Source organism: Hominisplanchenecus sp., assembly GCF_046967715.1.
Classification (GTDB): domain Bacteria; phylum Bacillota; class Clostridia; order Lachnospirales; family Lachnospiraceae; genus Hominisplanchenecus; species Hominisplanchenecus faecis.
The window spans coordinates 21,095-46,216 of the sequence record NZ_JBKVNQ010000015.1; the positions used below are offsets into that span (position 1 = coordinate 21,095).

At 39.7% G+C, this 25,122-nt stretch carries 15 protein-coding genes and 1 pseudogene; 15 read left to right on the forward strand and 1 reads right to left on the reverse strand.

Translation table 11 applies throughout. The annotated features are described in order from the left end of the window. The first annotated feature begins 46 nt into the window (after positions 1–46). A complete protein-coding gene (locus ACLTL4_RS03550) occupies positions 47–5,314 on the forward strand; it encodes a glycoside hydrolase family 3 C-terminal domain-containing protein (RefSeq protein ID WP_412291111.1) in 5,268 nt (1,755 codons plus the stop codon). 90 nt (positions 5,315–5,404) lie between these two features. Here ACLTL4_RS03550 and ACLTL4_RS03555 read toward each other — a convergent pair whose 3' ends face one another. Then, positions 5,405–5,704, reverse strand: a complete 300-nt coding sequence (locus ACLTL4_RS03555) for a helix-turn-helix domain-containing protein (RefSeq protein ID WP_173866334.1) — start codon at positions 5,702–5,704, stop codon at positions 5,405–5,407. A gap of 150 nt (positions 5,705–5,854) precedes the next feature. On the opposite strand from ACLTL4_RS03555, the gene ACLTL4_RS03560 reads away from it, so the two are divergent. From ACLTL4_RS03560 to ACLTL4_RS03625, 14 genes and pseudogenes are all read left to right on the forward strand, one after another. Further along, a complete protein-coding gene (locus ACLTL4_RS03560) occupies positions 5,855–7,306 on the forward strand; it encodes a helix-turn-helix domain-containing protein (protein WP_412291112.1) in 1,452 nt (483 codons plus the stop codon). A 334-nt stretch (positions 7,307–7,640) separates the two neighbouring features. Then, complete coding sequence (locus ACLTL4_RS03565; RefSeq protein ID WP_173898108.1) at positions 7,641–8,024, forward strand: hypothetical protein; 384 nt, start codon at positions 7,641–7,643, stop codon at positions 8,022–8,024. Positions 8,025–8,044: 20 nt separating this feature from the next. Then, on the forward strand, positions 8,045–9,541 hold the full coding sequence (locus tag ACLTL4_RS03570; RefSeq protein WP_173898106.1) for a hypothetical protein: 1,497 nt from the start codon (positions 8,045–8,047) through the stop codon (positions 9,539–9,541). A 36-nt stretch (positions 9,542–9,577) separates the two neighbouring features. Beyond that, on the forward strand, positions 9,578–9,961 hold the full coding sequence (locus ACLTL4_RS03575; protein WP_173898104.1) for a hypothetical protein: 384 nt from the start codon (positions 9,578–9,580) through the stop codon (positions 9,959–9,961). Positions 9,962–9,996: 35 nt separating this feature from the next. Next, positions 9,997–10,527, forward strand: a complete 531-nt coding sequence (locus ACLTL4_RS03580; protein ID WP_201892098.1) for an SHOCT domain-containing protein — start codon at positions 9,997–9,999, stop codon at positions 10,525–10,527. 296 nt (positions 10,528–10,823) lie between these two features. Then, positions 10,824–11,969 (forward strand): hypothetical protein, encoded by a 1,146-nt coding sequence (locus tag ACLTL4_RS03585; protein ID WP_412291113.1) that lies wholly within the window; start codon positions 10,824–10,826, stop codon positions 11,967–11,969. A gap of 22 nt (positions 11,970–11,991) precedes the next feature. After that, positions 11,992–15,531, forward strand: coding sequence for a DUF6273 domain-containing protein (locus tag ACLTL4_RS03590; RefSeq protein WP_412291114.1), 3,540 nt, complete (start codon positions 11,992–11,994; stop codon positions 15,529–15,531). A gap of 18 nt (positions 15,532–15,549) precedes the next feature. Beyond that, positions 15,550–16,242, forward strand: a complete 693-nt coding sequence (locus ACLTL4_RS03595; protein ID WP_412320239.1) for a hypothetical protein — start codon at positions 15,550–15,552, stop codon at positions 16,240–16,242. Positions 16,243–16,292: 50 nt separating this feature from the next. Further along, on the forward strand, positions 16,293–16,922 hold the full coding sequence (locus ACLTL4_RS03600) for a hypothetical protein (RefSeq protein ID WP_412291115.1): 630 nt from the start codon (positions 16,293–16,295) through the stop codon (positions 16,920–16,922). Positions 16,923–17,071: 149 nt separating this feature from the next. After that, positions 17,072–17,395, forward strand: a pseudogene (locus tag ACLTL4_RS03605) (M23 family metallopeptidase); the annotation flags it as partial. A 111-nt stretch (positions 17,396–17,506) separates the two neighbouring features. Then, complete coding sequence (locus tag ACLTL4_RS03610) at positions 17,507–21,253, forward strand: Ig-like domain-containing protein (RefSeq protein WP_412320242.1); 3,747 nt, start codon at positions 17,507–17,509, stop codon at positions 21,251–21,253. Between the two features lie 230 nt (positions 21,254–21,483). Continuing rightward, positions 21,484–21,714: a hypothetical protein gene (locus ACLTL4_RS03615; RefSeq protein WP_147632270.1), complete on the forward strand. Its 231-nt coding sequence runs from the start codon at positions 21,484–21,486 to the stop codon at positions 21,712–21,714. Beyond that, positions 21,699–23,456, forward strand: coding sequence for a DUF2326 domain-containing protein (locus tag ACLTL4_RS03620; RefSeq protein WP_412320240.1), 1,758 nt, complete (start codon positions 21,699–21,701; stop codon positions 23,454–23,456). The genes ACLTL4_RS03615 and ACLTL4_RS03620 overlap by 16 nt, the downstream gene beginning before the upstream one ends. 198 nt (positions 23,457–23,654) lie before the next feature. Further along, positions 23,655–24,935: a CAP domain-containing protein gene (locus ACLTL4_RS03625; protein ID WP_412291117.1), complete on the forward strand. Its 1,281-nt coding sequence runs from the start codon at positions 23,655–23,657 to the stop codon at positions 24,933–24,935. Positions 24,936–25,122: the final 187 nt, after the last annotated feature.

The window sequence follows — 25,122 nt, forward strand, 5'->3', positions numbered from 1 at the left end:
GACCCTGGCATCATGAAATAAGTGAATAGAAAAAGGAGGCACGGCAATGAAGCGAACTTCAAAACGCGTGATGGCAGTCGCAGTGTCGCTTGCAATGGTACTTACCGGCAGCACAAGTGCACTGGCAGCAACAACGAACCCGGAAATCAGTGACCGAGAGATCGAACATAAAACAGCGGCGAAAAACATTGCAGCACAGGGTATGGTCCTTCTGGAAAACAAGAACAATTCCCTGCCGATCTCCAAAGAAAAAGGAACTAAGATCGCACTTTTTGGTCAGGGCGTATACAATACCATCAAAGGAGGTACCGGTTCCGGTGCAGTAAACCAGCGTGATAACGTTACCGTACAGCAGGGCTTTGAAAATGCAGGCTATGATATCGTTGATATTGACTTTGTAAATCAGATGCATGAAAGATGGACGGCAAATGGCGGCGGAACAAGCCAGGGCTGGAGCTACAAATGGGTAAATGAACCGATTTATGAGCAGACCGAAGGTGCCGTAGATCAGATCAAAGCAGCAGCAGAAAAAACAGACACCGCTATTTACGTGATCGCACGTAACTCCGGTGAAGGTTCTGACCGTTCCGCAGGAAAAGGTGATTACCTCTTATCCGACGATGAAGAGGCGAACTTAAAGCTGCTGGGACAGAACTTTGAAAATGTTGTTGTTGTCCTGAACGTAGGCGGAATCATTGATACAAAGTTTTTTGATGAGATTGATGGTCTGGATTCCATGCTTCTGATGTCTCAGGCCGGTATGACAGGCGGAGATGCGTTGGTAGAAGTATTGAACGGAACCGTAAATCCATCCGGTAAACTGACCGACACCTGGCCGGTGAATTTCGATGACAACCCATCGAGTGAAGGATTTGCAAACCAGGACGGCAACACCGCTCAGGAATTATATAACGATGATATTTTCGTAGGATATCGTTATTATGATACCTTTGGCGTAGATGTATCTTATCCGTTTGGTTACGGCGGATCTTACACAAGCTTTGCGATGTCAACAAAATCGGTAAAAGCAGACAAAGATAAAGTAACCGTACAGGTTAAGGTAAAAAATACCGGTACCGTATCCGGTAAAGAAGTAGCAGAAGTTTATTTCTCAGCTCCGGACGGTGAACTGGACAAGCCATATCAGGAACTGGCCGGCTACGCCAAGACAGACGAACTGGCACCGGGCGAGTCTCAGATCCTTACGATCAGTTTTGATACGAAAGAAATGGGATCTTACGATACCGACAAAGCAGCTTACGTGATGGAAGATGGCGATTACATTATCCGTGTCGGTAATTCTTCCAGAAATACACACGTAGCAGCGAAACTCAATGTCGCAGAAGACACGATCACCGAGCAGTACAGCAACCTGATGGTTCCGGTAACAGAAAACGACAACATCGAAAACAGTGATAAATATCCGACCCTGGAGCCGATGACAACCGAAGGTGCAACATCGATCACATACGATGGCGAAGCAAATGAGATCGCGGCAGCGAAGACGATTGAAGTGGATTTTACAGGCTACAAAGCACCGGAGATCATCAAAGAGAACGAAGATGTAACGGTTTACACTTCCGATACAACCGAAGAAAAATATCTGTTTGCCAAGAATGAAGACGGAGCAACAGGAACCGTTTCCCGTGTAGAAAAAGGAAATGCAAACAGCACAGATTACAGTGTGACTTATCAGGAGCACGTTAAGAAATTTGACGGCGACTACAGCAAGAATACACTGAAAGATGTTTACGACGGTAAGATCAGCCTTGAGCAGTTCGTATCCGGTTTAAGCCTCTATGAGTTGGCAAACCTGGTAAACGGACATTCCAGTGACAAGACCGTACAGGGCGTTGCAGGAGCAACCTGGAAAAACGATGAAAAAGGGTTTGTACCTGTAAACCTGTCTGACGGACCTGCAGGTCTTCGTATTACACAGCACTATAAACAGGATGATACCGACTATTATCAGTATGCAACTGCATGGCCGATCGGTACACTGCTGGCACAGACCTGGGATACCGGGCAGATCTACGCTTACGGCGAAGGCGTTGGCGAAGAAATGGAAGAATTTGGTATCGGTTCCTGGCTGGCACCTGGTATGAATATCCACAGAAACGCACTCTGCGGACGTAACTTTGAATATTATTCTGAAGATCCGGTAGTCGTAGGTGTGACCGGCACAGCAGCAACACTCGGCGTACAGAAGAGCAAAGGTGTTGGCGTTACCATCAAACACTATGCACTGAATTCTCAGGAAACAAGCAGAAACAAAGAGAATAATACCGTTTCTGAAAGAGCAATCCGTGAGATCTACCTCAAAGGTTTCGAAATGGTTGTAAAACAGGCACAGCCGATGGCGATTATGACCTCCTACAACCAGAATAACGGAAGACCGGCAGCGGATGACTATGATCTTTGTACCGCATTTGCAAGAGACGAATGGGGATTCAAAGGCATGATCATGACAGACTGGGGCGGCGGACAGTCTGTACCGATGTACGAAATGCACGCAGGCAACGACCTTGTTTGCCCGGGCAAAGGCTACTCTCAGATCATGAAAGGCTTTATCAATGAGCCGGCATGGACAAGCGATGGTTATGTAGAACTGGAAGAGAGAAGCATTCAGGATGTTGATGCAAGCGGAAATCCGATCACAGTTTCTAAGATGGTTCCGAACTTTGGCGGATACAAACTGGATCTGAACGGCAATCTGAAAATCTCCACAACCGTAGCAAAAGGCGTAGAACTGAACGAAAAAGTCGCAGAACTGAAAGAACAGGGTTATATCACATCTGTTACAACAAACAGCCGTGGTGTGACAACTGTTACTTATAAAGTGAGCATGGATGACGGCGTAGAATCTACACAGGTTATCTCTCTTGGTGACCTTCAGAAAGCAGCCATCAACATCTGTAACTTTATTATGAATTCCATCGAATTTGCAAACGCAAACGACCTGGAAGCAAAATCACTGAACGAACTGTATGCAGACGCACTGCAGACGATCACTTCTTATGAAAAAGATGACGTTGTTCCGTCCACAACATACTCCACGATCACCGAAGGTTATGACTGGGGTCCGGCAATCTCCAAGGTTGTTGTAAATGTCGGCAAAGCAATGAGCGGAAATATTGACGCATCTGCATTTGAAGTAAACGTAACAAGAAAAGCACTCAGCGGATTCCTTCTTGGACCATCCAGAGGAACACGTAACGTAACCGCAGCTTATGTATCCGATGCAAACGGAAACAAAGCAGCAACGGGCAATTACATTACTCTGGAACTGGAAGTAGGACCGGATCTGTCCATCGGATCTCCGTTCAACTACAACTTCTTCGGAAGCGGCCACAATGAGTATGTAGACACTGCATATGAAGTAACCTTAAATAAAGAACTCAAAGCAGCAGACGGCAGCAGCGTAAATTTTGCAGCAAATAAATTTGCAGCAGACACCTCACGGATCTGTGATGACTTTGATCTTGAAGGTAAGTTCAGCTACAACGATGAAAAATTTGGTCAGATCGCTCTGACATACGCTTCCTATACACTGGAAGCAGCTAAGAATGACGGCAAGAAAAATGCTCTGATCATCTGGCTGCATGGGGCAGGCGAAGGCGGAACAGATCCACGTGTAGCACTGTTAGGAAACAAAGTAGTCAACCTGGCAACCGATACTGTACAGCAGTACTTTGACGGCGGAGCATACGTTCTGGCAGCACAGTGCCCGACGATGTGGATGGATAATGGTTCCGGACAGTATACAAGCGATGGAACCTCCAAATACACAGCAGCTCTGATGGAACTGATCAAAGCTTATGTAAACAGCAACTCTGATATCGATGCAAGCCGCGTATACATCGGCGGATGCTCAAACGGCGGATTTATGACCATGAACATGATCGTACATTATCCGAAATACTTTGCAGCAGCATATCCGGTATGCGAAGCTTACACAAACGATGCACTGACAGACGAAATGGTAGAATCTATCAAAGATATGCCGATCTGGTTCACACATGCAAAGAATGACCCGACCGTAAAAATTGGTACCATTGATGAAGACGGCAATTTCGTATCCAACGGTAATTACTCACCGAAGGCTTACGAGAGACTGACAGAAGCAGGCGGAAGCGATATCCACTTCTCACTGTTTGACGATGTACACGACACCACAGGTCTCTACAAGAGAGCAGACGGCACACCGTATCAGTACAACGGACACTGGTCATGGCTCTACACTCTGAACAACGAGTGCAAAGAAAACATCGACGGCGAAGAAGTAACTATCTGGCAGTGGATCTCCACAAAATCAAAAACAAACAGAGGACTTGAAAAAGTCATCGCAAAAGTAAACGCACTGAACGCAGAAGACTACACAGCAGACAGCTGGACAGCAGTACAGAGTGCACTGGCAGCAGCCAAAGCAGTAGCAGCAGATCAGAATGCAACACGCACACAGATCAACGCAGCAATGGAAGAGCTGGTAGCAGCATACTCCAAATTAGAGTATGGCGTACAGAAACTTCATCTGGAAGTTGCAGTAGAAGAAGCAGAAAAGATCCTGGCACATCCGGAAAATTATGAAGACATTGCAGCTCTGAAAGCAGCACTGGAAAGCGGAAAAGCAGTTCTGGAAGATAAAGATGCAGATCAGACAGCAGTAGATGCAGCAGCAGAAGCAATCCTTGCAGAACTGAACAAAGTAGCAGACAAAGCAGATGTGAAATCTCTGGTTAATCTGATTGAATCCGCAAAGAAACTTCTGGACGGCAATTACACAAGCGATTCCCTGAAAGACCTCAAAGCAGCGATCAAGAAAGCAGAAGATGTTATAGCAAATCCGAACAGAACAGAAGCAGAGATCGGAACCGCATATGCAGATCTGATCAATGCAATCCTGAATCTTCAGATGAAAGCTAACAAAGCAGCTCTGAAAGCAATCCTTGACAAAGCAAATGAAGTACTTGGAAACGCAGACGCTTATGTAGCAGCAACCATCGACGGACTGGATGCAGCGGCAGCAGAAGCACAGACAGTATACGACAACACAGACGCTCTTCAGAATGATGTAGACGCAGCAGTTCGTGCACTGACACGCAAAGTGGCAGATGCAAGACTTCTGGGCGACGTAGACAACGATGGTGAAGTAACAACAGCCGACAGTGTAGCACTTCTGGCAGCAAGTGCAGAAATTACAAGCCTCGATGCAGATGCAGCAGCAGCCGCAGATGTAAACGGAGACGACGTGGCGGATACAAACGACGCAGTTCTGATCCTTCAGTATGCAGCAGAAAAAGTTGCATCCTTCTAAGCGGATGAAGAACCTGAAAAAATGAATTACAAAAAGAGATGCCACAGATCACAGATCCTGACATTTCGATAAAAACGGAGCGGTGTAGCATTAAGTTACACCGCTCCGATTGCGTTTCATGACTTTGATCAAATGTAAAATAGCTGAAATTTCATCTTCCGTCAGTCCGGAGAAATCAACATTCTGTTTTTGTTCTACGCCAAGCAGATAATCTGTTGAGACGTTAAAAATTTTGGAAATGTGAATCAGAACATCATAAGAAGGCAGACGTAATCCTGTTTCATAAGCACTGATGACGGATTTTGTCAGCCCAAGCTTCTGTGACAGCTGTGCCTGGGTCATGTTTTTCTGCAGACGCAGTGACTTCAAAGTGTTGCCAAAGTCCACCATATCAATCCCCCTTTTGTGTTCATAATACTATAGGCGTAGTATTTAATTGGTGTTAAAAGTGTTGGAATAGTTGACAAATACAAGAGGATTTTACATAATAAGACATGGAGATTTACATTGAAAGAAAAACAGACAGAATGGGAGAAAGTTATGAGTATATTTTCACAATTGTTATCCGAATATATGAAACAGAAAAAAATACAGACCTACCGTCTTGCCCAGTATTGCGGCTACGACCGTGGAAATATGTATAAAATTATCAACGGCAAACGCAATCCGCCAGGCAAAGAATTTGTCGAAAAAGTGGCCGGATATATGCATCTGACACCCCTGGAGAAAACAAAACTTTACGAAGCCTATCAGATCAGTATTGTCGGTTACGATATCTACTATCGTCGAAAAGCGGTTCTGGAATTTTTGACAGAAGTCGATGCCGGACGAGAACTCGATTTTGCTCTGCAGCCGATCCGTGCAGAACAGGGATTTGAAATGGAAGACAAAACCTTTATGCTGTTAGAAGGACGTCACGCCGTCCGTTCTGCCCTGATGTATATGACTGCGGATGAGACACACCAGTCTGAAGGACATATCCGCATGCTGCTTCAGCCGGAGAGCGATTTTCTGGCGAGTATCCTTGCCATGTGCAGCAACAGTGGCATACAGACACGGGTGGATCATATATTCTGCCTGGATGACACAAACAAAGCCACAGGAAAAGATAAAAATTACAACCTGACCTGCCTGAAAAATATTCTGCCGCTCTATCATTATAATTACGAATACCAGACCTGGTACTATTACGGTTATATACCGGGGCAGAATCAGATGTTTGCACTGTTTCCATATATGGTACTGACCTCCGGGTATGCCTGTATACTGACTGCAGATCTAAAAAAAGGATACCTCACCAAAGAGCCGAAAATGCTGAAGATGCTCTCTGAAATTTTCGAAAACTGCCACAGTCATGCCAGCCGTTTTGCCAGCCTTGCAGATTCTGCCAATCATGCCGCAGAACAGATGGCATTTCTAAGTGCCACCTTCTCCGAACGCTCCACAGGATACAGTCTGCAGATGGAACCATGCTTTATGCCGGTTCTGACAAAAGAAATCCTTCAGAAATACGTTCGTAAGGACCTGCCGGGCAGAGAGATCTTCCTCGTCCAACTCCAGGATTATACAAGACAGCTGGCAAAACAGAAAATGATCTATATATGCAGCATGGAAGGTATCCTCAGATTCCTCCAAAACGGCAAAATCCCGGAAATCCCGGATGGACTCTACGAGATTCCGTCTGTTTCAGACCGTATCCAGATCGTCAAAGCCCTGCTCGCCCCGGAGCGTGCGACCAGACTTCGCATCCTGAAAAACAGCATCGGCAACACCGAAACGCCCGTTTATCTCTACATCACACCAAAAATAGGCACCCTGCGGCTGCCGCTTGCAATCGACCAGATGGTCAACCTCCAGATCCAGGAAACCGGAATGTTGGAGGCATTTTATGACTTCTGCGAGAACCTCGATGAAGAGATGTTCTATAGCTTCGAAGAGGCAGAGCAGATCGTGGAAGAAGAAATGAAAGATGGAGATTGGAAAACAGAATAATGGAAAAAAGAATAAAAGAAAAGAGAAACAGACGAAAGTATCGAATTTATAACAGTAGAGGAAATAAACAGAAATGCCCGGCGAGAGCCGGGTTTTTTATTGCCGAAAAAATAGAAAATATCGAGAAAAGCTGACTGAAAAAATGACACATCTTGAGAGAAAAAACAGGGAAAAGTAAAATGAATACAAGCAGTGTTTCTGAAAAAAAGAAAAAATAGAAAGAAGGTGTAACAATTTTAGTAACACGGCGAATAGTATATACAGACATAAGAAACTAAGCTAAAATAAGATGGAGAAACCAAAGTGCCTGTGAGGAATAGGAAAGGAGATTCGAATGAGAAAATGCAACTTATGTAAAAAGGTAATACTGGTGAGTGGTTTAACATTAACGATGTTAATGACAGCTTGTAGTGGTAGTGAGAAACCAGGAGATATGCTTATTGGAAGCTGGGTATCCGAATATAATGATATTGTTACGTTTGAAAAGGATGGAAGATGTACAGCACCATTTACTTACAATGCATCTTGGTGGGAAAGTGCAGATCATTATACTGTAAAAGAAGATGGAACATTAGTATTGAGCAGCAGTGAAGGTCACGCAGGAGGTTCTTATGAAAAGGTAGATACGGAGGAAGAAGCACTGGATGATGGAAGTATGTATTATTTGGATAAAGATAAATTGATCATAGAAGAAGACGTTTATACGAGAACAAAATAGAAGAAGAGGAAAAGAAGAAAATGTACAAGAAAAATTATCGTTTTTTAGTAATGGGATTGATTTTTTCAGCATTAGCGGTAACCGGATGTTCCAACAACCAAAAGACAGAAGAGACCGTAATAGAAAGTACTGCAAACACTGAATATGAAAGCAATGAAGAAGCAGCAGGCGAAACAGTGACAGAAGATGATACCGATGATGAGTACGAAGATTATGAGGAATATGAAGAAGACAGTGAGGAAAGTACAGAAGAGACATCTCCGTATGTAGAAATGACCTATAAATTCAGTGAAGGTGAAGGATGGATCAAAACCAGAAGTGAAAATAGTCTGTATGATGGTTATTTCTGTTTGGATTTGAAAGGGAATGCTTTGTTTTCTGTCAATAATCCGGATATAACCTATATTTCACCTTTTTTTAATGGCTGTGCATTTGTAGAGACGGATGATATTTTTTATCAGATTGATTTAGATGGTAATGTTATAAAAAGTTATACTATATCTGATGATACTACAGTTAAAACATATGCGGAAGGACAGATTTGGACAGAAAAATACAGTTCAGGTTTTGACAGTGCCGGTTATGTATATACTTTATACAATGAAAAGGGAGAGAAGGTTACAGAATTTTCAGTAGAAGGTACGGAGCCTGTTGATGAAATTAATTATTGTGGACAAGGCGTATGGCGTTATTATACTCGTAATAGTGATGGGGATTATATTTACAAATGTTATTGTACAGAGAGTGATAAATGGATAGAGACTGATGGAGATTTTCCGTATCATATTTACTTTTGCGAAGATATGACTGTTTTAGGATTAGATCATGAAGATCCGGATGATACGGGATATGTGGCGAAGATGATTCTGATGGATAAGAAAGGAAATTTGAGTGAAGTAGGTTTAAAGAAAGAGCTGGGAGGAAATTTGGAGTCCGCTTCTGGTTATATAAAGGATGGGTACTGCATATTAGAAGAATATGGTGAATATTTGATTTCCTATAATCTTTCATCAGGTGAATTCAAAGTAATGGATAATGAATATACAGAAAGAGTGAAAATGGACGAATTACCTGATAAATTAATGTTTACAGACGGATGTGTTGCACTCCCTTTGCAAGGAAAAGATGAAAATAATTATGTAGGGCTTTTTGATACTTCCTGGAATCTTATCGGTGAACCAATCAAGTGCAGTGAATTTGATTTTTCAGAAGGAAAACTAATAACGGTACAGGATGTTACGGATGAGTATGGAAGACCAGATCAGGAAATAGTGGTCTATAACACAAAAGGGGAAGAGATGTTTAATGCATATGAAAAAGGATACAGAGCGATCACTCCTTATAAGAATGGAATGGCATATGTTATAGATGAAGAGGACAGTCCAATTGCCGGTATTTTTTATAGTTTAAATGATTCGGATATGTTAGGTGGAGAGTGGAAAACGATTGATGAAAATGGAGAGCGTCTCTTTAATACGGTTAATCTGGATAATGCAAAAGCAGTTGAGCTGAAATAGAAGTTTTGAGTAAATGATGTGAAAGGAAATAGAAGGATGAAAAAAATAAAAACATATAAGATAATGGCAATGATAAGTGCTTTGGTGTTAACATTACTGTTAATGGCTTGTGGTGGAAGTAATAAACCTGAAAATATGCTTATTGGAAATTGGTTATCAAATTACAATGATATTGCTATTTTTGAAGAGGACGGAAGATGTACGGCACCGTTTACTTACAATGCATCCTGGGGGGAAAGTGCAGATCATTATATATTTAAAGAAGATGGGACGTTGGTGTTTAGCAGCAGTGAAGGACATGCAGGAGGAACTTATGATAAAGCGGAGACAGCAGAAGAGGCAAGGTATAATCGTAGTAAGTATTATTTAGAAAAAGACTTATTTATTGTAGAGAAAGATACTTATACGAGAACAAAGTAAAGCACAAAAATATAAAAATTAAAGGAGAAAAAACAATGGGAGAAATTTTTAGTTTTATCAGTGATTGCGGTCTGGCACGTGGAAAAATGCATGCTGAAGTAAAAGTATTTGCTGACAGGGTGGAAATTAAAAGAGATACGAAATGGAAAGTGGCTAAACAAACAACAATTTATTTTGACAGTGTTACAGCGATTTCACATAAGATGAGTAAAGGTTTATTGCAGTCAGAGCAATGGATTACGTTTGCTGTACCGGGGGTTCGTCAGGATATGGTAGTTGCAGTAGAACCGGGAACTTATGTTACGAATTCGCAAATGGCTCCGTTTGATGATGAATATTCGATTATTTTCCGTAAAGATAATGCACAGGCTGAAAAATATATTCGAAGAATTCAGGAAATATATCAGGAATTTAAAAACAATCATACTCCAAGTGCTGTTAATAATGTTGTACAGGGAGAATCTGCTATTGAAAAACTTAAAAAGTTGAAAGAGATTTATGATCTGAATATTATTACAGAAGAAGAATATGAAGAAAAGAGAAATAAATTGTTGCAGGAAATTTAGAAATTATCTGTTTTAGACATAGCAAATATGCCCGGTGAAAGCCGGGTTTTTTGCTCAAGTGGTTCAGTTTTGTGAGATTTTGTATATAAAATCTTGACTGAAAATCTGACACATCTTGAGGAAAGAATCAGAGAAAAAGTAAAATAAATACAGATAGTGTTTCAGAAAAAAAGAAACAACAGGAAGAGGGCGTAACAATTTTAGTAACATGTGAGACCGTATATACAGGTACAGGAAAATAAGCTAAAATTAGTCTATAACAAAACGGAGCAGGACAACGCAAAGGAGGAAAACACATGAAGAGAAAAATGAAACAGATTTTTATCATGCTTGTATTGATATGTATGGGTCTGGGAATGAAACCGCAGACGACATCTGCTGCACCGAAAAAATATGTCCGTTCTTTTTCAGTAGGGAAAAAGAAGGTCAGCATAAAAGCAGGAAAGAGTAAGAAGATATCTTACAAGATAAAAGTCAAAGGGAATGCAAGCAAAAAAGTAAGCTTGAAAACAAACAATAAAAAAATTCAGGTCAGAACTTCCGAAAACAAAATTGTCATTCTGGGAAGGGAAGCAGGCAAAAGCAAAATTACGGTGACAACAAAAGGAAAAGATAAAAAAGGTAAAAAAATAAAGAAAACAATTTCAGTGACCGTTAATCCAGATAGTACAGGACTAACAGAAAATACTGACACAGCTGATAAAGATTCGGCACTGGAAGAATTTGCTAAAAACTATCAGTATTTATGTAAAACACCGGCAATGTATAATGGATATTTTTTGTACTCAGATACAGAGAATATTGCTCTGGGAGATTTGAGGCTGGAACTTCAGCCATTGACGTATGATATTGATGATTATGATTCAGATGGTCAAAGTGAACTGCTTATTGTAAACATGGATCCTTATACAAAATGGGGTCAATCAGCTCTGAGACTTCAGATGTACGAAGTAGATGGCACGGGACACGTTTATCTGTCAGCATTACACTTGTGTACAACAGAATATGGAAGCATTTATGGAACCGAGATTTTGAGGAAAGGAGACAGCAGAGTATTCAAGTATAAAAAAGATAATGAATGGATGATTGCAGCAGAGCAGAATATACAGGGAAGCTACTTTGACGGTCATGCAAGGAATTTGTTTATGGTAGCAAAATACTATGATAAGCCAAAACTCAAATTTGAAGTAATGGGAACTGCAGAAGGCGAATGGTATCCGGGAACGCCAGATGAGCAGGTAATCAAAAGCAGTATGAAACAGAAATATGATGCACTGGATCTGGAGGTTGATGTTAATCAGATCTTTGACGGTAAAAAGCATGTATACGATTACATAGACAATCCGATCAGTTTTGTAAAAACGGAATATGCATTTGACAGGAATGCACTAAAACAGAGCGAATGGTCGAAGTTCAGTTATATTACTTTTTCAGAAAAATAGTAAAAGAACAGGAGGAAGCGGAATGGGGAAAAAAGGAAAACAATTTATAAGCGCTCTGATGATACTGGCGTTGTTGCTTGGGATTTTTCCAACGAATGTTGTCTGGGCAGCGGAGCAGTCAGATGATGTGGAAAAAGTACTTGAAAATCCAAAAGTAAAGACTAACTCCAAAATGGAATCAGGACGAGAAGTAACCTGGGACTGTGTATGGTTTGGAAGTTATCCGCAAAGAGAAGTAATTCCAGAGTCGTTGGAAGGGCTGTATGTCCTGAAAAATATGTGGTATGAAAAGGATGTTTCAGCAATCATTGATGATGAAATATATCAGAAACTGCAAAATGCTGACAACTGGGATGCAAATAATGAAATTACTCTGGATGGGGAAAAATATTGCAGGATCAGCCAGGACGATGCAAAGCAGGTTAAGGATTACGAAACGCCGTGGTATCGCTGGTATTCATGGGAGTGGACGGAAACAGAGGATTGCTGGCACTATTTTAAATATGATCCAATTAAATGGAGGGTACTTAACACAGATGACAAGCATAGTGAGGCGTTCTTGCTTGCGGATGTGGCTTTGGATGTACAGAAATACTATAATGCAAACTACGGAAAGCTGACAGAAGATGAATTTTTTACAAACAACTGGAAAAAAAGTGATCTGAGAAGCTGGCTTAACAGCAAGGGCAGTGAAGAAAGAGGATTTCTGAATACTGCATTTTCCAACAAGGAACAGGAAGCTATCATCAATATAGTGGCGGAAGAGAGGGTGGCAGATAAAGTCAGTCTTCTTTCAGAAAATGAAGTATGGGAAAGCCAGACAGCCATAGATTATGGATTCGCGGAAGCTTCTGATATCGCTGACGAGGCGAGACGCAGTAAAAGCAGTACTTACGCAAAGATCATGGGATTGAATATCAGTGTGGATCAGGCAGCAATGGACTGTAACAACTGGTGGATACGCCCGGCAAATGGATCTACGGTGCAGTATGACGGACAGAGACAAGCTTGGGGTGATATGATCAGTATTGTAAATTTGAATGCAGTAAGACCGGTGGTAAAGATCGATTTATCAAAGACAGGGCAATACCGATATGCCGGAACGGTCTCTTCCGGTGGAAAGGTAAAGACAGAATGCAGCCTTCTTCAAAGTTATGCGGATTATATGTACAGTGAACGCTATCCTGAATTCATATACTATGCAACGACCTCTGAACAGATGTCAGGCGAAGCAGAAAAAACCGGTACATATAATTATGCACATGCCTGGAAAGATATGAAAGACTTGCATGATATTCTGGACAATCCGGCAAACGTAACGGATAAGGTTTTGTCAGAATCAGATTTTTATCAGGGTATTATTTTTGCACTGTTTGAAGAAGCGACATATAACAGCAAGCTTACAAAAATAACAGATGTGGCAGATACCGTAGGCGAGATAGCAGATGCTGTGAAAATAAATATAGAAAAAATATGTCAGCTGAATGCAAGCGGTAACAAAAATATTAAAGATCTGACATCAAAAGAGATAGAAGCTATTAAAAAGTTTACGGAAAAACAGTTAGAAAAAAGTAAACTGTTTCAAGTTTCGGATACGATTTCTGATATCTTGACTTTTATAGACTATGTAAAAGACATAGATGAATATCTGGAGTATTTTGAAAATTGTGTGCGAATTTTATATATGAATGAAAGTTATAAGAATGTTATGCAGGACATGTATGATCTCTGCCCTGTATCCGATCTTCAGTTAAAAAGGGCATTAGGAGACTGCGTGTCGGTTATGAAAATGAGTGAGGAAGAGTTTATAAAGAAAATGAAGCTTCATGCGGCAGCAGTTGCTGGAAAAGAAACTACAAAAACAGTTGCAGGGCAGATATGGAGTGCAGCCAAAGAGATGATTATGGAAAGTAATCCGTATGCCGGAGCAGTATGGGTCGGATGGGGAACCGGTATTGCAGTCAGTGATACATTGTTTAACACCAGCAAGATTGCAGAAAAAGTGATTGATATGCGTATGATATGCGATGTTAAAAAGTTGGTGGTAAAAGTTTTTGAGTGTGAATCAAATAAATATAATCAGGATAAAGAAGGAACTGATTATACGGCGGGGAATTTTGCAGCAGCAGTAGACGTTTGTTATCGTTACATAAATTCGGATGCTCAGTGCAGTTATGATTTTGTTCAGGCAGTTGATGACGCAATGATTTCAAAGATTATCCAGTTTTTTAAAGGAAATGAACGTCAGGCAGTAAAAGATGAAATTGAGACGGTACAGAAAAAATATAAAAGTCTGCATCAATCTAATTTTAATGACTGGGTAGAGAAATGCCTGGTTTCATATCCGAAAATTTATAAAAAATATAAAGATGAGGGCAAGGGTGGAATTTTCGATATTATCAAAGAATATTTGGTAAAATGCCCGGTTGATGTCTATGTTTACGATGAAAAAGATAATCTTGTAGCATCGGTCATCGGAAATCGTGTTTTCTGCAAAGAGGGTGCTGATCTGACTGTGATGTGTGTGGATGATCAGAAAATGCTTTATTTTTATGATTCAGACAATACCTATAAAATCAAGTACGCGGCAACGGATGCAGGAACAATGGATATTGATATTAAAGAGTTTAAGGAAGAAAAAGCGACACGTACTGTGAAGTATGTGAATGTTCCACTTGAAAAAGATCTTGTTTATACATCACAAGAGGATATAAAAACAGGAGAAGAAGACAGTTATCAGCTGAACGGAGAAGAAAACGGAGACATCATCAAACCGGTTGCAGATACAGCCAACAACACCAGGAAATATACACTGTCAGTAACAGGCGGATATATTTATGATGAAACGGTAAAGAAATCAAAGCAGTATTGTCCTGGCGAAAAAGTTACCGTCTATGCGACAGCTTCGGATGACTATACGTTCAATAGATGGAGTGCAAATGTATTTGAAGCGAATATTTCAGATATCACAGCCAGAAAGATCACATTTATAATGCCGGAAAGTGATGTGGAACTTACAGCGACCAGTACGAAAAAACCTGATTCCAAACCAACGGTGCCTGACAATTCAGATTCTAAACCGACGGTTCCAGACAATTCAAATTTGAAACCAACAGTTCCGGGCACTTCTGGTTCTAAGGTCCCGGTAAAGAATACAGTGCATAAAGTCAAAGGATTAAAGTACAAAATAACAAAATCCTCAGCCTCAAACGGTACAGTAACGGTTATTGAAAATCTGAAAAAGGATGCAACTAAGATTACAATACCGAGTACCGTGAAAATTAAAGGATATACCTTTAAAGTAAAAGGCATCAATAAAAGGGTATTCCAGAAATGCAAAAAGCTTCGCAAGGTCAAAATAGGAGTCTATGTAACAAATATTGGTTCAAGATGCTTTTATAAGTGCAGTAATTTAACTTCTGTTATATTTTCAGGCAAAAAAGCACCGAAAATTGAGAATCAGGCGTTCAAAAAAACACGTGCCAAAGCGAAAAGAACAAAAGCAATGAGCAACAAACAGTTTAACTTGTTAAAGAAACGTGTAAACAATGCAAAATGGTAAACGAAAGGAAGAGATCTCATGAAGAAAAGAAATATTTTTAAACATCTGTTTTTATTCTGCCTGCTGGCAATGACAGTAGCTCTCAGTAATCCAACCGGACATACGACTGTATCGGCAGCATCAAAAGCATCCTACAAAATCATAAATAAGAAGACAACAAAGCGAAATAACAAACTGACAGCAAGGTATCTGTATCAGCTGCCGCAACTAAAAGGAAAAAGTGCAGCAGTTAAGAAGATCAACAGATCCCTAAAGCTGATTACAAAGCAACACTCAACAGCAAGCGACTTATTTGATGCGTTAAAAAATTCACCATATTCGTATTATTCAGGAGAATACTTTTACATTACAAAATGCAAAGTAACTTATAACAAAAAGGGATATGTATGCTTTAAGTTTACCTGCGACTGGATGGCAGGCGGTGTTCATAATGGCTGGGAATATGGACTTACTTATCGCCTGAAAGACGGAAAGAAACTGGAGATCCAGGACGTTGTGAGCGGAGATGATTATACCATCAAACAGAAAATCGCAAGTGCCTATTCACAGAAAGTTTCCAGTGCCGGCTATTCCCCGATCATGCAGAAAGACTGTTCCGAGTTTCAGTTTTACATCAAATCAGCAAATAAAGTAGTCGTATGTTTCGGACCGTATCAGCCGATGGGAGGAAATGGACACACTTCTGTTACAATCAAAGGGAAATTGAAATAGTATATAAAGAAAAGGAACGTTGAACAGTAAGCTGAAAGGGAGCGAGCGGAATGAAAAAATGGAAAAAACGGATCATATTGACATTGCTCATAGCATTTGCTTTGAATTTTAGCAATGCAGCGACAATTACAACACAGGCGGCATCAAAGAATGTGACAGCACAATATAAGAAACCGGTTTCAAAAATGCTCAAGAAATTTGATCTGTATTTTGGCTACAGCTTTGGAGAGGGCATGAAATTCAAGTATGACATTTATACGCGAACCACGATGGTATATTATAATAATCTGTTGTCCATTCATGGAAAATCTCTTGATTATGCAAAAAATAAATGTGCTGCGGATATGAAACTTTATTTTGGAAACAAAAAAGTGAAACTGAAAAAATTCTCAGGTTATACGTGGAAACAGCCTTCCGATTTGATTGTAAACAAAGATAATGCGATTTGTTATGTGGGTGGAGATTGGGGAGCAGGACTTCCGACAGGGAAGATTGTTAAAATCCTCAAAAATGGTAAGAAATACAGTGTGAGTTATGATATGAATATGAAAGATACTTTGACAAATACTTATTATCGCTATATGGGAAGACTGAAAATAACTCTGAAGAAAGCGAAAAACAAAAACGGCTTTGTGATTACAGATATCAAAAGAGTAAGAATAGAGAATGTTAATATTTAAATAGTGCGTTTTGAAAAAATAGGAAAAGGATGAAATATATGAAAAAACAAGGGAAAAAAATAATTTTGATGTGTTTTGGCATAATGTGTTTGCTTCTAATGTCAAAAAATGTGTTAGCAGCTTCGCAATCTAATAATTGGGTATGGCCAATGTATGTTCATACTTTTAAAAATGATTGGCCTAATTATGCTAGTGGAAGTTATCATGGCGGAACAGATTTTCCGGTGCCATTAAATACGGATGTATATTCCAGCTGTGACGGAGATGTGGTTTCTGTTCAGTATTTGACGACTTCTTATGGCAGACATATAAAAATTAAAGCTAAAGTAAATGGTCAGATTGTTTATATCAGGTATTGTCATTTAAATCAAATATTAGTAAGTGAAGGTCAGCATGTAACAGCTGGACAGATTATCGGTAAGTCGGGTTCAACAGGAAATTCTACAGGACCACATTTACATTATGAAGTACGTAATTCAGCAGATTCATATAAGAATGCATTAAATCCAAAATTATATTTACCAGGAACTACATATACATATGAATCCCAAAATAATATTCAACAAGGCCATAATCCACAGGGTATGGTAGATTCGGCTGGTGGCGGATTCAGCAAAGTTGGAGCAGCAGGATGGGCATTTGATGCAGATAATTGTGGTACAGCACTGGAAATTCATATCTATATGGATGGAAAACTTCTCGGAACGACGGTTGCGAATTTATACAGACCAGATGTAAACAATGTTTATAAATGTGGAGATTATCATGGATATGCTTTCGAAACAGAAGTAGATGCCAGTATGTCAGGAGAGCACACGCTGGATGTATATGCAATCAATGTTGGAGGTGGTGCACCGTCTGTTCTTCTGGCATCAAAGAAAGTTACGATCAGTCAGGACAAAGAAGCACCGGTTATTTCAGACATTCAGGTTATGGATATAACAGCAAACAGTTATGTGGTTTCGTGTAGAGTTACGGATAATACAGAAGTAAACCGAGTGCAGTTTCCGACATGGTCTGCAGTAAATGGACAGGATGATATCGTGCCAAACTGGCCGGTAAATGCAGCAGCAAGTGGTACAAGAAACGGAGATATCTATACATATACTGTAAATATAGCGGATCATAATAATGACAGGGGAATTTATGCTACCCATATCTATGCATATGATAAATATGGTAACTGTTCATCAGCACGTGTAGATACGATTGAGATTCTGGAATTACCGGAGATAGAGTATGATCTTGGAGATGACTTTTTTGCGATTGTTGAAAATGCGTATGTACACACAGCACTAAAGAAAATTCATAATGGACAGACACAAGATGCGATTTTTTCAGATAAAGATGGAACAAGAGAGCAGATGTGGCATTTTGTGAGAAACAGCAGAAATGAACCGTATACAATCTATTGCGAAGGAAATGAAGCATTGGTATTAGATGTATCAGGCGGAATTGATGCAGACAAAAGGAATGTTACGACATGGGTAGAAAATGGTTCTGATGCACAGAAATGGTATATACGCAAAAAGGATGGTCTGTATTACCTTCAGCCATGCTGTTCTTCTACCAGAGTTTTGGATGTTCCGGGAGGACAGAGCGGAGAAAGAAATGCACAGATTTATTCTTATAATACGGATCATGGAACGGGAATGAATATTATTAAGGTGGATCCGGTAAAGGTAGAGCTGTCAGAGGAAAAATTGCTTACAACAGGCAATTATAACGGACATCGATATGAAGTATTTGATCAGGGAATGAACTGGACAGATGCAAAACGTTCCTGCATTTTAAGAGGAGGACATCTGGTTACAATTACAGATGCAGGAGAGCAGGAGTTTATTGAAAAACTTCTTACTAATGGAACCATGAACCAGTACTGGCTGGGATTTAAGAAATATGGTAGAAATTTTGCGTGGATTACGGGCGAAAACAGTGAATATGAACACTGGGATGCAGGAGAGCCAACGAATGGCGGAGCGGATATATCTTATCCTGGAAGAGAATATTGTGCACATATTTACAACAAAACAAATCCGGCAAATGGTGGTAAACGCTTTTATTGGAATGATATCAATAACAGCAATACACTGGTCAATGAACTGGATTTTTTCAACACTGATGTAGTTGGAGTTATATGTGAATATGATTATATCGAAAATTATACGTTAACATATGATGCTAATGAAGGAGTGAATCCTCCAAAGAGTGAGAGTTATGAACAGGGAAGTACTGCGAAAGTAACAAATGTGGAACCAACGCGTAGAGGGTATGAATTTGTCGGATGGGCACTTAAGGAAAGTGCAGAAAATGCAGAATACCATGCAGGAGATGAAATTAAGATCACAAAAAATATCACCTTGTATGCTGTGTGGAAGGCAGAAACAAATCATAATTGGGATGCAGGAACTGTAATTTCAGAAGCGACCTGTGCAAAAACAGGAACGATAGTTTATCATTGTTCCATCTGTGAGGAAACAAGAACAGAAACAATTCCGAAAAAAGAGCATACGATTGTAAAGGATAATGCAGTAGAAGCGACTTGTGAAATCGAAGGCAAAACAGAGGGCAGCCATTGCAGTGTATGTAATACTGTAATCAAAAAACAGGAGTTTGTACCGAAAAAAGAACATAGTTGGAATTCCGGAGAAATTATCAGGGAAGCAACTTGTACCAAGGACGGTATAAAGAAAATTACCTGTACCGTTTGTAAAGAAACAAAGATAGAAATTATTACGCAGAAAGTTCATACGATTGTGAGAGATGAAGCGATACCGGCTACATGCAAAGAGACCGGAAAAACGGCAGGAAGTCACTGCAGCGTATGTAACACCGTAATTCAGGCACAGGAAACCATACCAAAAACAGAACACAGCTGGGATGCAGGAACTATTGTTGAAGAAGCCAGCTGTACAGAAGAAGGTATTGAGAAGATTACCTGTACTGTATGCGGAGAAAGTAAAACAGAAAAAGTAGCACCGGCAGGTCATATTGTTGTAAAAGATGAAGCAATAGAAGCAACATGTACAACAACCGGAAAGACAGAAGGAAGTCATTGTGATGTATGTAATGAAGTGCTTCAGGAACAGAAAGTGATACCGAAAAAAGGTCATACAGTTGTAAAAGATGAAGCAGTAGAAGCAACATGCACAGCAACCGGAAAGACAGAAGGAAGTCACTGCAGCGTATGTAATGAAGTGATTCAGGCACAGGAAGTAATCCCGAAAACAGACCATAGGTGGGATGATGGAGAGATCGTTACAGAAGCAACGTGTACAGAAGCAGGAATCAAAAAGATCAGCTGTACGGTATGCGGAGAAAGCAGGACAGAAAAAGTAGAAGCAACAGGTCATACAGTTGTAAAAGATGAAGCAGTAGAAGCGACATGTACAGCAATCGGAAAGACAGAAGGAAGTCACTGCAGCGTATGTAATGAAGTGATTCAGGCACAGGAAGTAATCCCGAAAACAGACCATAGGTGGGATGATGGAGAGATCGTTACAGAAGCAACGTGTACGGAAACAGGAATCAAAAAGATCAGCTGTACGGTATGCGGAGAAAGCAAAACAGAAAGTGTAGCACCAACAGGTCACACAGTTGTGAAGGATGAAGCAGTAGAAGCAACATGTACAGCAACCGGAAAGACAGAAGGAAGTCACTGCAGTGTATGTAACGAAGTGCTTCAGGAGCAGGCAGTAATCCCGCAAACAGAACACAGCTGGGATGATGGAGAGATCGTTACAGAAGCAACGTGTACGGAAGCCGGAATCAAAAAGATCAGCTGTACGGTATGCGGAGAAAGTTATACAGAAGAAATTCCGGCAGCAGGACATACTTATGGTGAGTATCAGATTGTCAAAGAGGCAATAGAGACAGAGGAAGGCATACTGGTAAGAAACTGCAGCGTATGTGGAAAAGCAGAATTTGTGACAATACCAAAAGTAACGAACCCTGATAAAGATCCAGATCAAAAGCCGGACAATCAAGAAACGGAACAGAAACCTGAGGATAAAGGCAATACAGATAAGGATCAGCAGCAGAAAGAAACTCCGGATACAAAACCAAATCAGAATCAACAGACGGCCAAAAAGACAACCAAAAAGATCAAACTGAACCGTAAGAAACTGACTTTGAAAAAAGGAAAGACTTTTAAACTGAAAGTCACCTTAACACCAGCAGACAGTCAGGATAAGATTGTTTACAAGACTTCCAATAGAAAAATTGCGACAGTCAGCAAAACAGGAAAGATCAAAGCAAAGAAGAAAGGAAAAGTAAAGATTACGGTAATTTCCGGTAAGAAGAAAGCAGTCTGCACGGTAAAAGTGAAATAGGTATAAAATAACAAAAATCCTTTGCAAGACAGAATGAAAAACGCTGTTTTGCAGAGGATTTTTTCTATGGAGAAAATATTATCTTTCGTGACTATAATAAATATCTGTTCTATTATGCAACGATGATATTAAACAATAAGAGAAGTTTATAACACAATTTGTATAAAAACAATAGAAATATAGAAAAAAGTATGGTAGAATAAAGAAAACAACAAATGAGGAGAGGGAGTATGATGCTGGCAAGTAGCAATGCACTGAAATCTTCTGCAATGTATATCGGCTATCTCATACTCAAAGAGATACGAAAGCGAGGAGCAGAAAAGATTTCTATTTATGATGTATCAAAAGCACTGAAAAAAGCAGGAATTACAAGCAGCAGACAACTGATCCTGGGGCTTTCTTTTTTATATTCGGTTGACATTGTTGAATTTGAGGGGGCGGATATATGGGTAAAGAAATAAAGCGGATTCGCCTTAACCGGCTTTATTCAGAAAATAATGTTTTTGAAGAAATTTCTTTTCATGATGGAGTTAATATTATATTAGGTGAGAAGTACGATGACAGTTCTGTAAAAGGTCGGAAAACAAATGGTGTTGGAAAATCTATGTGTATTGAGTTTCTGGATTTTTGCTTTTTGAGTGATTATGATAAGTCCAGAGTCGCAAAAATACCAAAAGAGGTTTTTCCATTGGAAAAAAATGTAATGCTGGATCTGGATATAGGAGCAGAAACCATCATTATAAAAAGAAATCGTGAGCAGGCAGATCAGCCTGTGATTATCAGAGAAGGAAAAACGGTTTCTTTTGATAAACTCCAGGATGCGAGAGATTATCTGACAGGTATTATTTTTTCAGAGTTAAATGGGAAAACAGTACCGAGTTTCCGGAATTTATTTTCAATTTTAATGCGTGATGAACGTTCAGAGTTTAAAGATATCATCAAATGTCACGATTTAACAAAAAAGATTCCGGATGATCTGACTGCACATTTATTTTTACTGGGGTTCTCTTTGGAAGCATATAAAAATACGGTAGAAACCATCAAGGAGATTGGGAAGATTACTACTGTTCTTTCAAAGGAAAAAAAGGAGTTGACGCAGGATGGACAAAAGAAAATCTCGGATGTAAGAGCAGAATTAAACGCATTGGAAGATGAACTGAAGAAATTGGAAGATGCGATTGAAAGTTTTAAAACAAATGAAACTTTTGATTCTATGGAAGCAGATCTGATTGAGCTGGAGGAATTATTAGATCAGCTGCGAAAACGTCAAAAAGCGTTACGACATGATTATGAAAAAATCAGAAAAATGCCAAAACCAGAGCAGATTGATGACAGGGAGATTGAATTGGTTTATAACCAGTTTAAAAGTGAACTGGGAAATGCAGTAGTAAAATCATTGAATGAAGTGGTAGGATTTAAGAATAAAATAGAAGATTTTCAAAGGACACTGGTGAATCAAAAAGCAAAAGAACTGGAAAGCCAGTTAAAAAGCATTGCAGAGCAGATACGAATACTGGATGATGAATATTCGGAGAAACTGAAGATCATTGATAAAAAGGGAGTCTTGAAGAATCTAAAAATAAGCCTGAAAATTTATGAGGCAAAGAAAGAATCCATTTCTCGTACAAAGTTTTTATTTGAGCAATATGAAAAACATGAGAAGAAGAAAAGAATACTGAACTTGCAGAAAACCCAGCAGATTATGGAAATTGAAACGGAGATAGAACAGAATGAGGAAATGATGGATTCCTTCATGGAAACGATTCTGCAGATTCATGAATTTATTATGGGAAATAGAGAATGTTCGTTCAGCATCCAGACAATCGATAAGGCTCAGAGTAAAACACCGGTCGAATTAGTACTTCGGATTTATGATGATGGAAGCCGCAGCGTGGATAGGACAAAAGTCTTTATTTATGACATGGCATTATTATTTAATCAATATACCAGAGACAGACATCCGCTGTTTTTGGTACATGACAATATTTTTGATGTGGATCAGGATACACTGGTTCGGTGTTTGAATTATATTTACAGTCAGGAAGAACAGTATCAGGATTTTCAATATATTCTCACGTTGAATCGAGATAAAATTGAAAATGAAGAACAGCGAAAACTGATTCGAATGGATATTGATGAACATCAGGTGGCCGTGTTTACAAAAGAAAAGAAATTTCTGGGACGAAATTATCAGGAAAAATAACGGAAAATCCTTTGCAAGACAGAATGAAAAACTCTGTTTTTCAGAGGATTTCAAAGAAAGGAGCGTAGTATTTAGAGAAGAATTGATAGCACAATATGGAAATGGTGAAGTAATAAACGATAATAAGGAAGGACAGGTGAATCTATGAAAAAAGCAACTTCAAAGTTACTGTTATTTTTCTTTTGCATGAGTTTTCTGATGGTGATTCCTAAGAAAGCAAATGCAGCAGAAATCATTCCGGTCAACATCTCAGTAAAGTATGGTCAGACAGAAGCTCGGAAGATCTTTAACATGATCAATGAGATGAGGACGAGCAGTACCGATGCATGGTACTGGAATGAGGATGATACCACAAAAACTACGTGCAATGCTCTGAGTGAGCTTGCATACGACTATGATCTGGAACGGCTTGCAATGAAGCGGGCAGCGGAAATTGCATTATCCTACAGTCATACCAGACCGAATGGCGGAAGAAGCTTCAGCATTTATTCAGAAGAAGGCATTACGAACTGGCGTTCATTGGGAGAAAATATTGCAGCAGGATATCTTTCGGCAGAAGCAGTAAATATGGGATGGCGTGAAGATAACGAGAATTATATCGGACAGGGACACCGCAGAAATATGTTGAGTGCTGATTTTAACTGTGTTGGAATCGGTCATGTTTATTACAATGGATATCACTATTGGGTAGAAGAGTTTGCGTACAGAACTTCTGTTAATATAACAGAAACAGCAGCAAATGACAGTGAACAGCCGGCAGCTCTTTCTGTAGACAGCAGCAAGATTACAGGTTTTAAGGCAACATTTGATAAAACTTCGTACACTCTTCGTGCAGGTGAATCAACAGCAGCAAGTATTACAAAGTCCGGAATAACTGTTTCCGGTCAGTGGCCGGTAGAAGTGGACAGAATTGTAACAGATACGCCGACCATTTCGGTGGCGAATGCTTCTATTGCTTCCTATAATAATGGAAAAATTTCCGGACTTGCAGAAGGAACAACGACATTAACGGCATCATTGTACGGGTTGACAGCAGCAAATATGCCGACAGTAAGTGTGCATGAATCAGGAGATAAAGACAATACAGACAAAGATCAGAAGGAAACGGAAACAAAAGATTCGGACAAAGATCAAAAAGAAACGGAAGTAAAAGATCAGGACAAGAATCAACAGCAGACAGAAACTCCGAATACAAAACCGAATCAGGATCAGAATCAGAAACCTCAGACAGTTAAAAAGACAACCAAAAAGATCAAACTGAACCGTAAAAAGCTGACCTTGAAGAAGGGCAAGACCTTTAAACTGAAAGTTACCTTAACACCGAAAGACAGCAAGGATAAGATTGTTTACAGGACTTCCAATAGAAAAATTGCGACAGTCAGCAAAACAGGAAAGATTAAGGCAAAGAAGAAAGGAAAAGTCAAGATTACGGTGATTTCCGGTAAGAAGAAAGCAGTTTGCACGGTAAAAGTGAAATAGGAAAGGAAGCAACAGAATGAAAAAATGGAAAAAACGAATCCTACTGACGTTGCTCATAGCATTTGCTTTGAATTTTAGCAATGCAGCGACAATTACAACACAGGCAGCATCAAAGAATGTGACAGCACAATAGAGGGTGTAAAAATTCTTGTGTCTATGGAAAGTAAATCTTTATGATAAGAAATAG

Excerpts from the sequence above, each read along its gene's own strand:
- ACLTL4_RS03590 (WP_412291114.1), top strand. The coding sequence starts at position 11,992 with ATGGGGAAAAAAGGAAAACAATTTATAAGCGCTCTGATGATACTGGCG.
- ACLTL4_RS03585 (WP_412291113.1), top strand. The coding sequence starts at position 10,824 with ATGAAGAGAAAAATGAAACAGATTTTTATCATGCTTGTATTGATATGT.
- ACLTL4_RS03580 (WP_201892098.1), top strand. The coding sequence starts at position 9,997 with ATGGGAGAAATTTTTAGTTTTATCAGTGATTGCGGTCTGGCACGTGGA.
- ACLTL4_RS03615 (WP_147632270.1), top strand. The coding sequence starts at position 21,484 with ATGATGCTGGCAAGTAGCAATGCACTGAAATCTTCTGCAATGTATATC.
- ACLTL4_RS03620 (WP_412320240.1), top strand. The coding sequence starts at position 21,699 with ATGGGTAAAGAAATAAAGCGGATTCGCCTTAACCGGCTTTATTCAGAA.
- ACLTL4_RS03565 (WP_173898108.1), top strand. The coding sequence starts at position 7,641 with ATGAGAAAATGCAACTTATGTAAAAAGGTAATACTGGTGAGTGGTTTA.
- ACLTL4_RS03610 (WP_412320242.1), top strand. The coding sequence starts at position 17,507 with ATGGTAGATTCGGCTGGTGGCGGATTCAGCAAAGTTGGAGCAGCAGGA.
- ACLTL4_RS03560 (WP_412291112.1), top strand. The coding sequence starts at position 5,855 with ATGAGTATATTTTCACAATTGTTATCCGAATATATGAAACAGAAAAAA.
- ACLTL4_RS03595 (WP_412320239.1), top strand. The coding sequence starts at position 15,550 with ATGAAGAAAAGAAATATTTTTAAACATCTGTTTTTATTCTGCCTGCTG.
- ACLTL4_RS03600 (WP_412291115.1), top strand. The coding sequence starts at position 16,293 with ATGAAAAAATGGAAAAAACGGATCATATTGACATTGCTCATAGCATTT.
- ACLTL4_RS03555 (WP_173866334.1), bottom strand. The coding sequence starts at position 5,704 with ATGGTGGACTTTGGCAACACTTTGAAGTCACTGCGTCTGCAGAAAAAC.
- ACLTL4_RS03575 (WP_173898104.1), top strand. The coding sequence starts at position 9,578 with ATGAAAAAAATAAAAACATATAAGATAATGGCAATGATAAGTGCTTTG.
- ACLTL4_RS03570 (WP_173898106.1), top strand. The coding sequence starts at position 8,045 with ATGTACAAGAAAAATTATCGTTTTTTAGTAATGGGATTGATTTTTTCA.
- ACLTL4_RS03550 (WP_412291111.1), top strand. The coding sequence starts at position 47 with ATGAAGCGAACTTCAAAACGCGTGATGGCAGTCGCAGTGTCGCTTGCA.
- ACLTL4_RS03625 (WP_412291117.1), top strand. The coding sequence starts at position 23,655 with ATGGTGATTCCTAAGAAAGCAAATGCAGCAGAAATCATTCCGGTCAAC.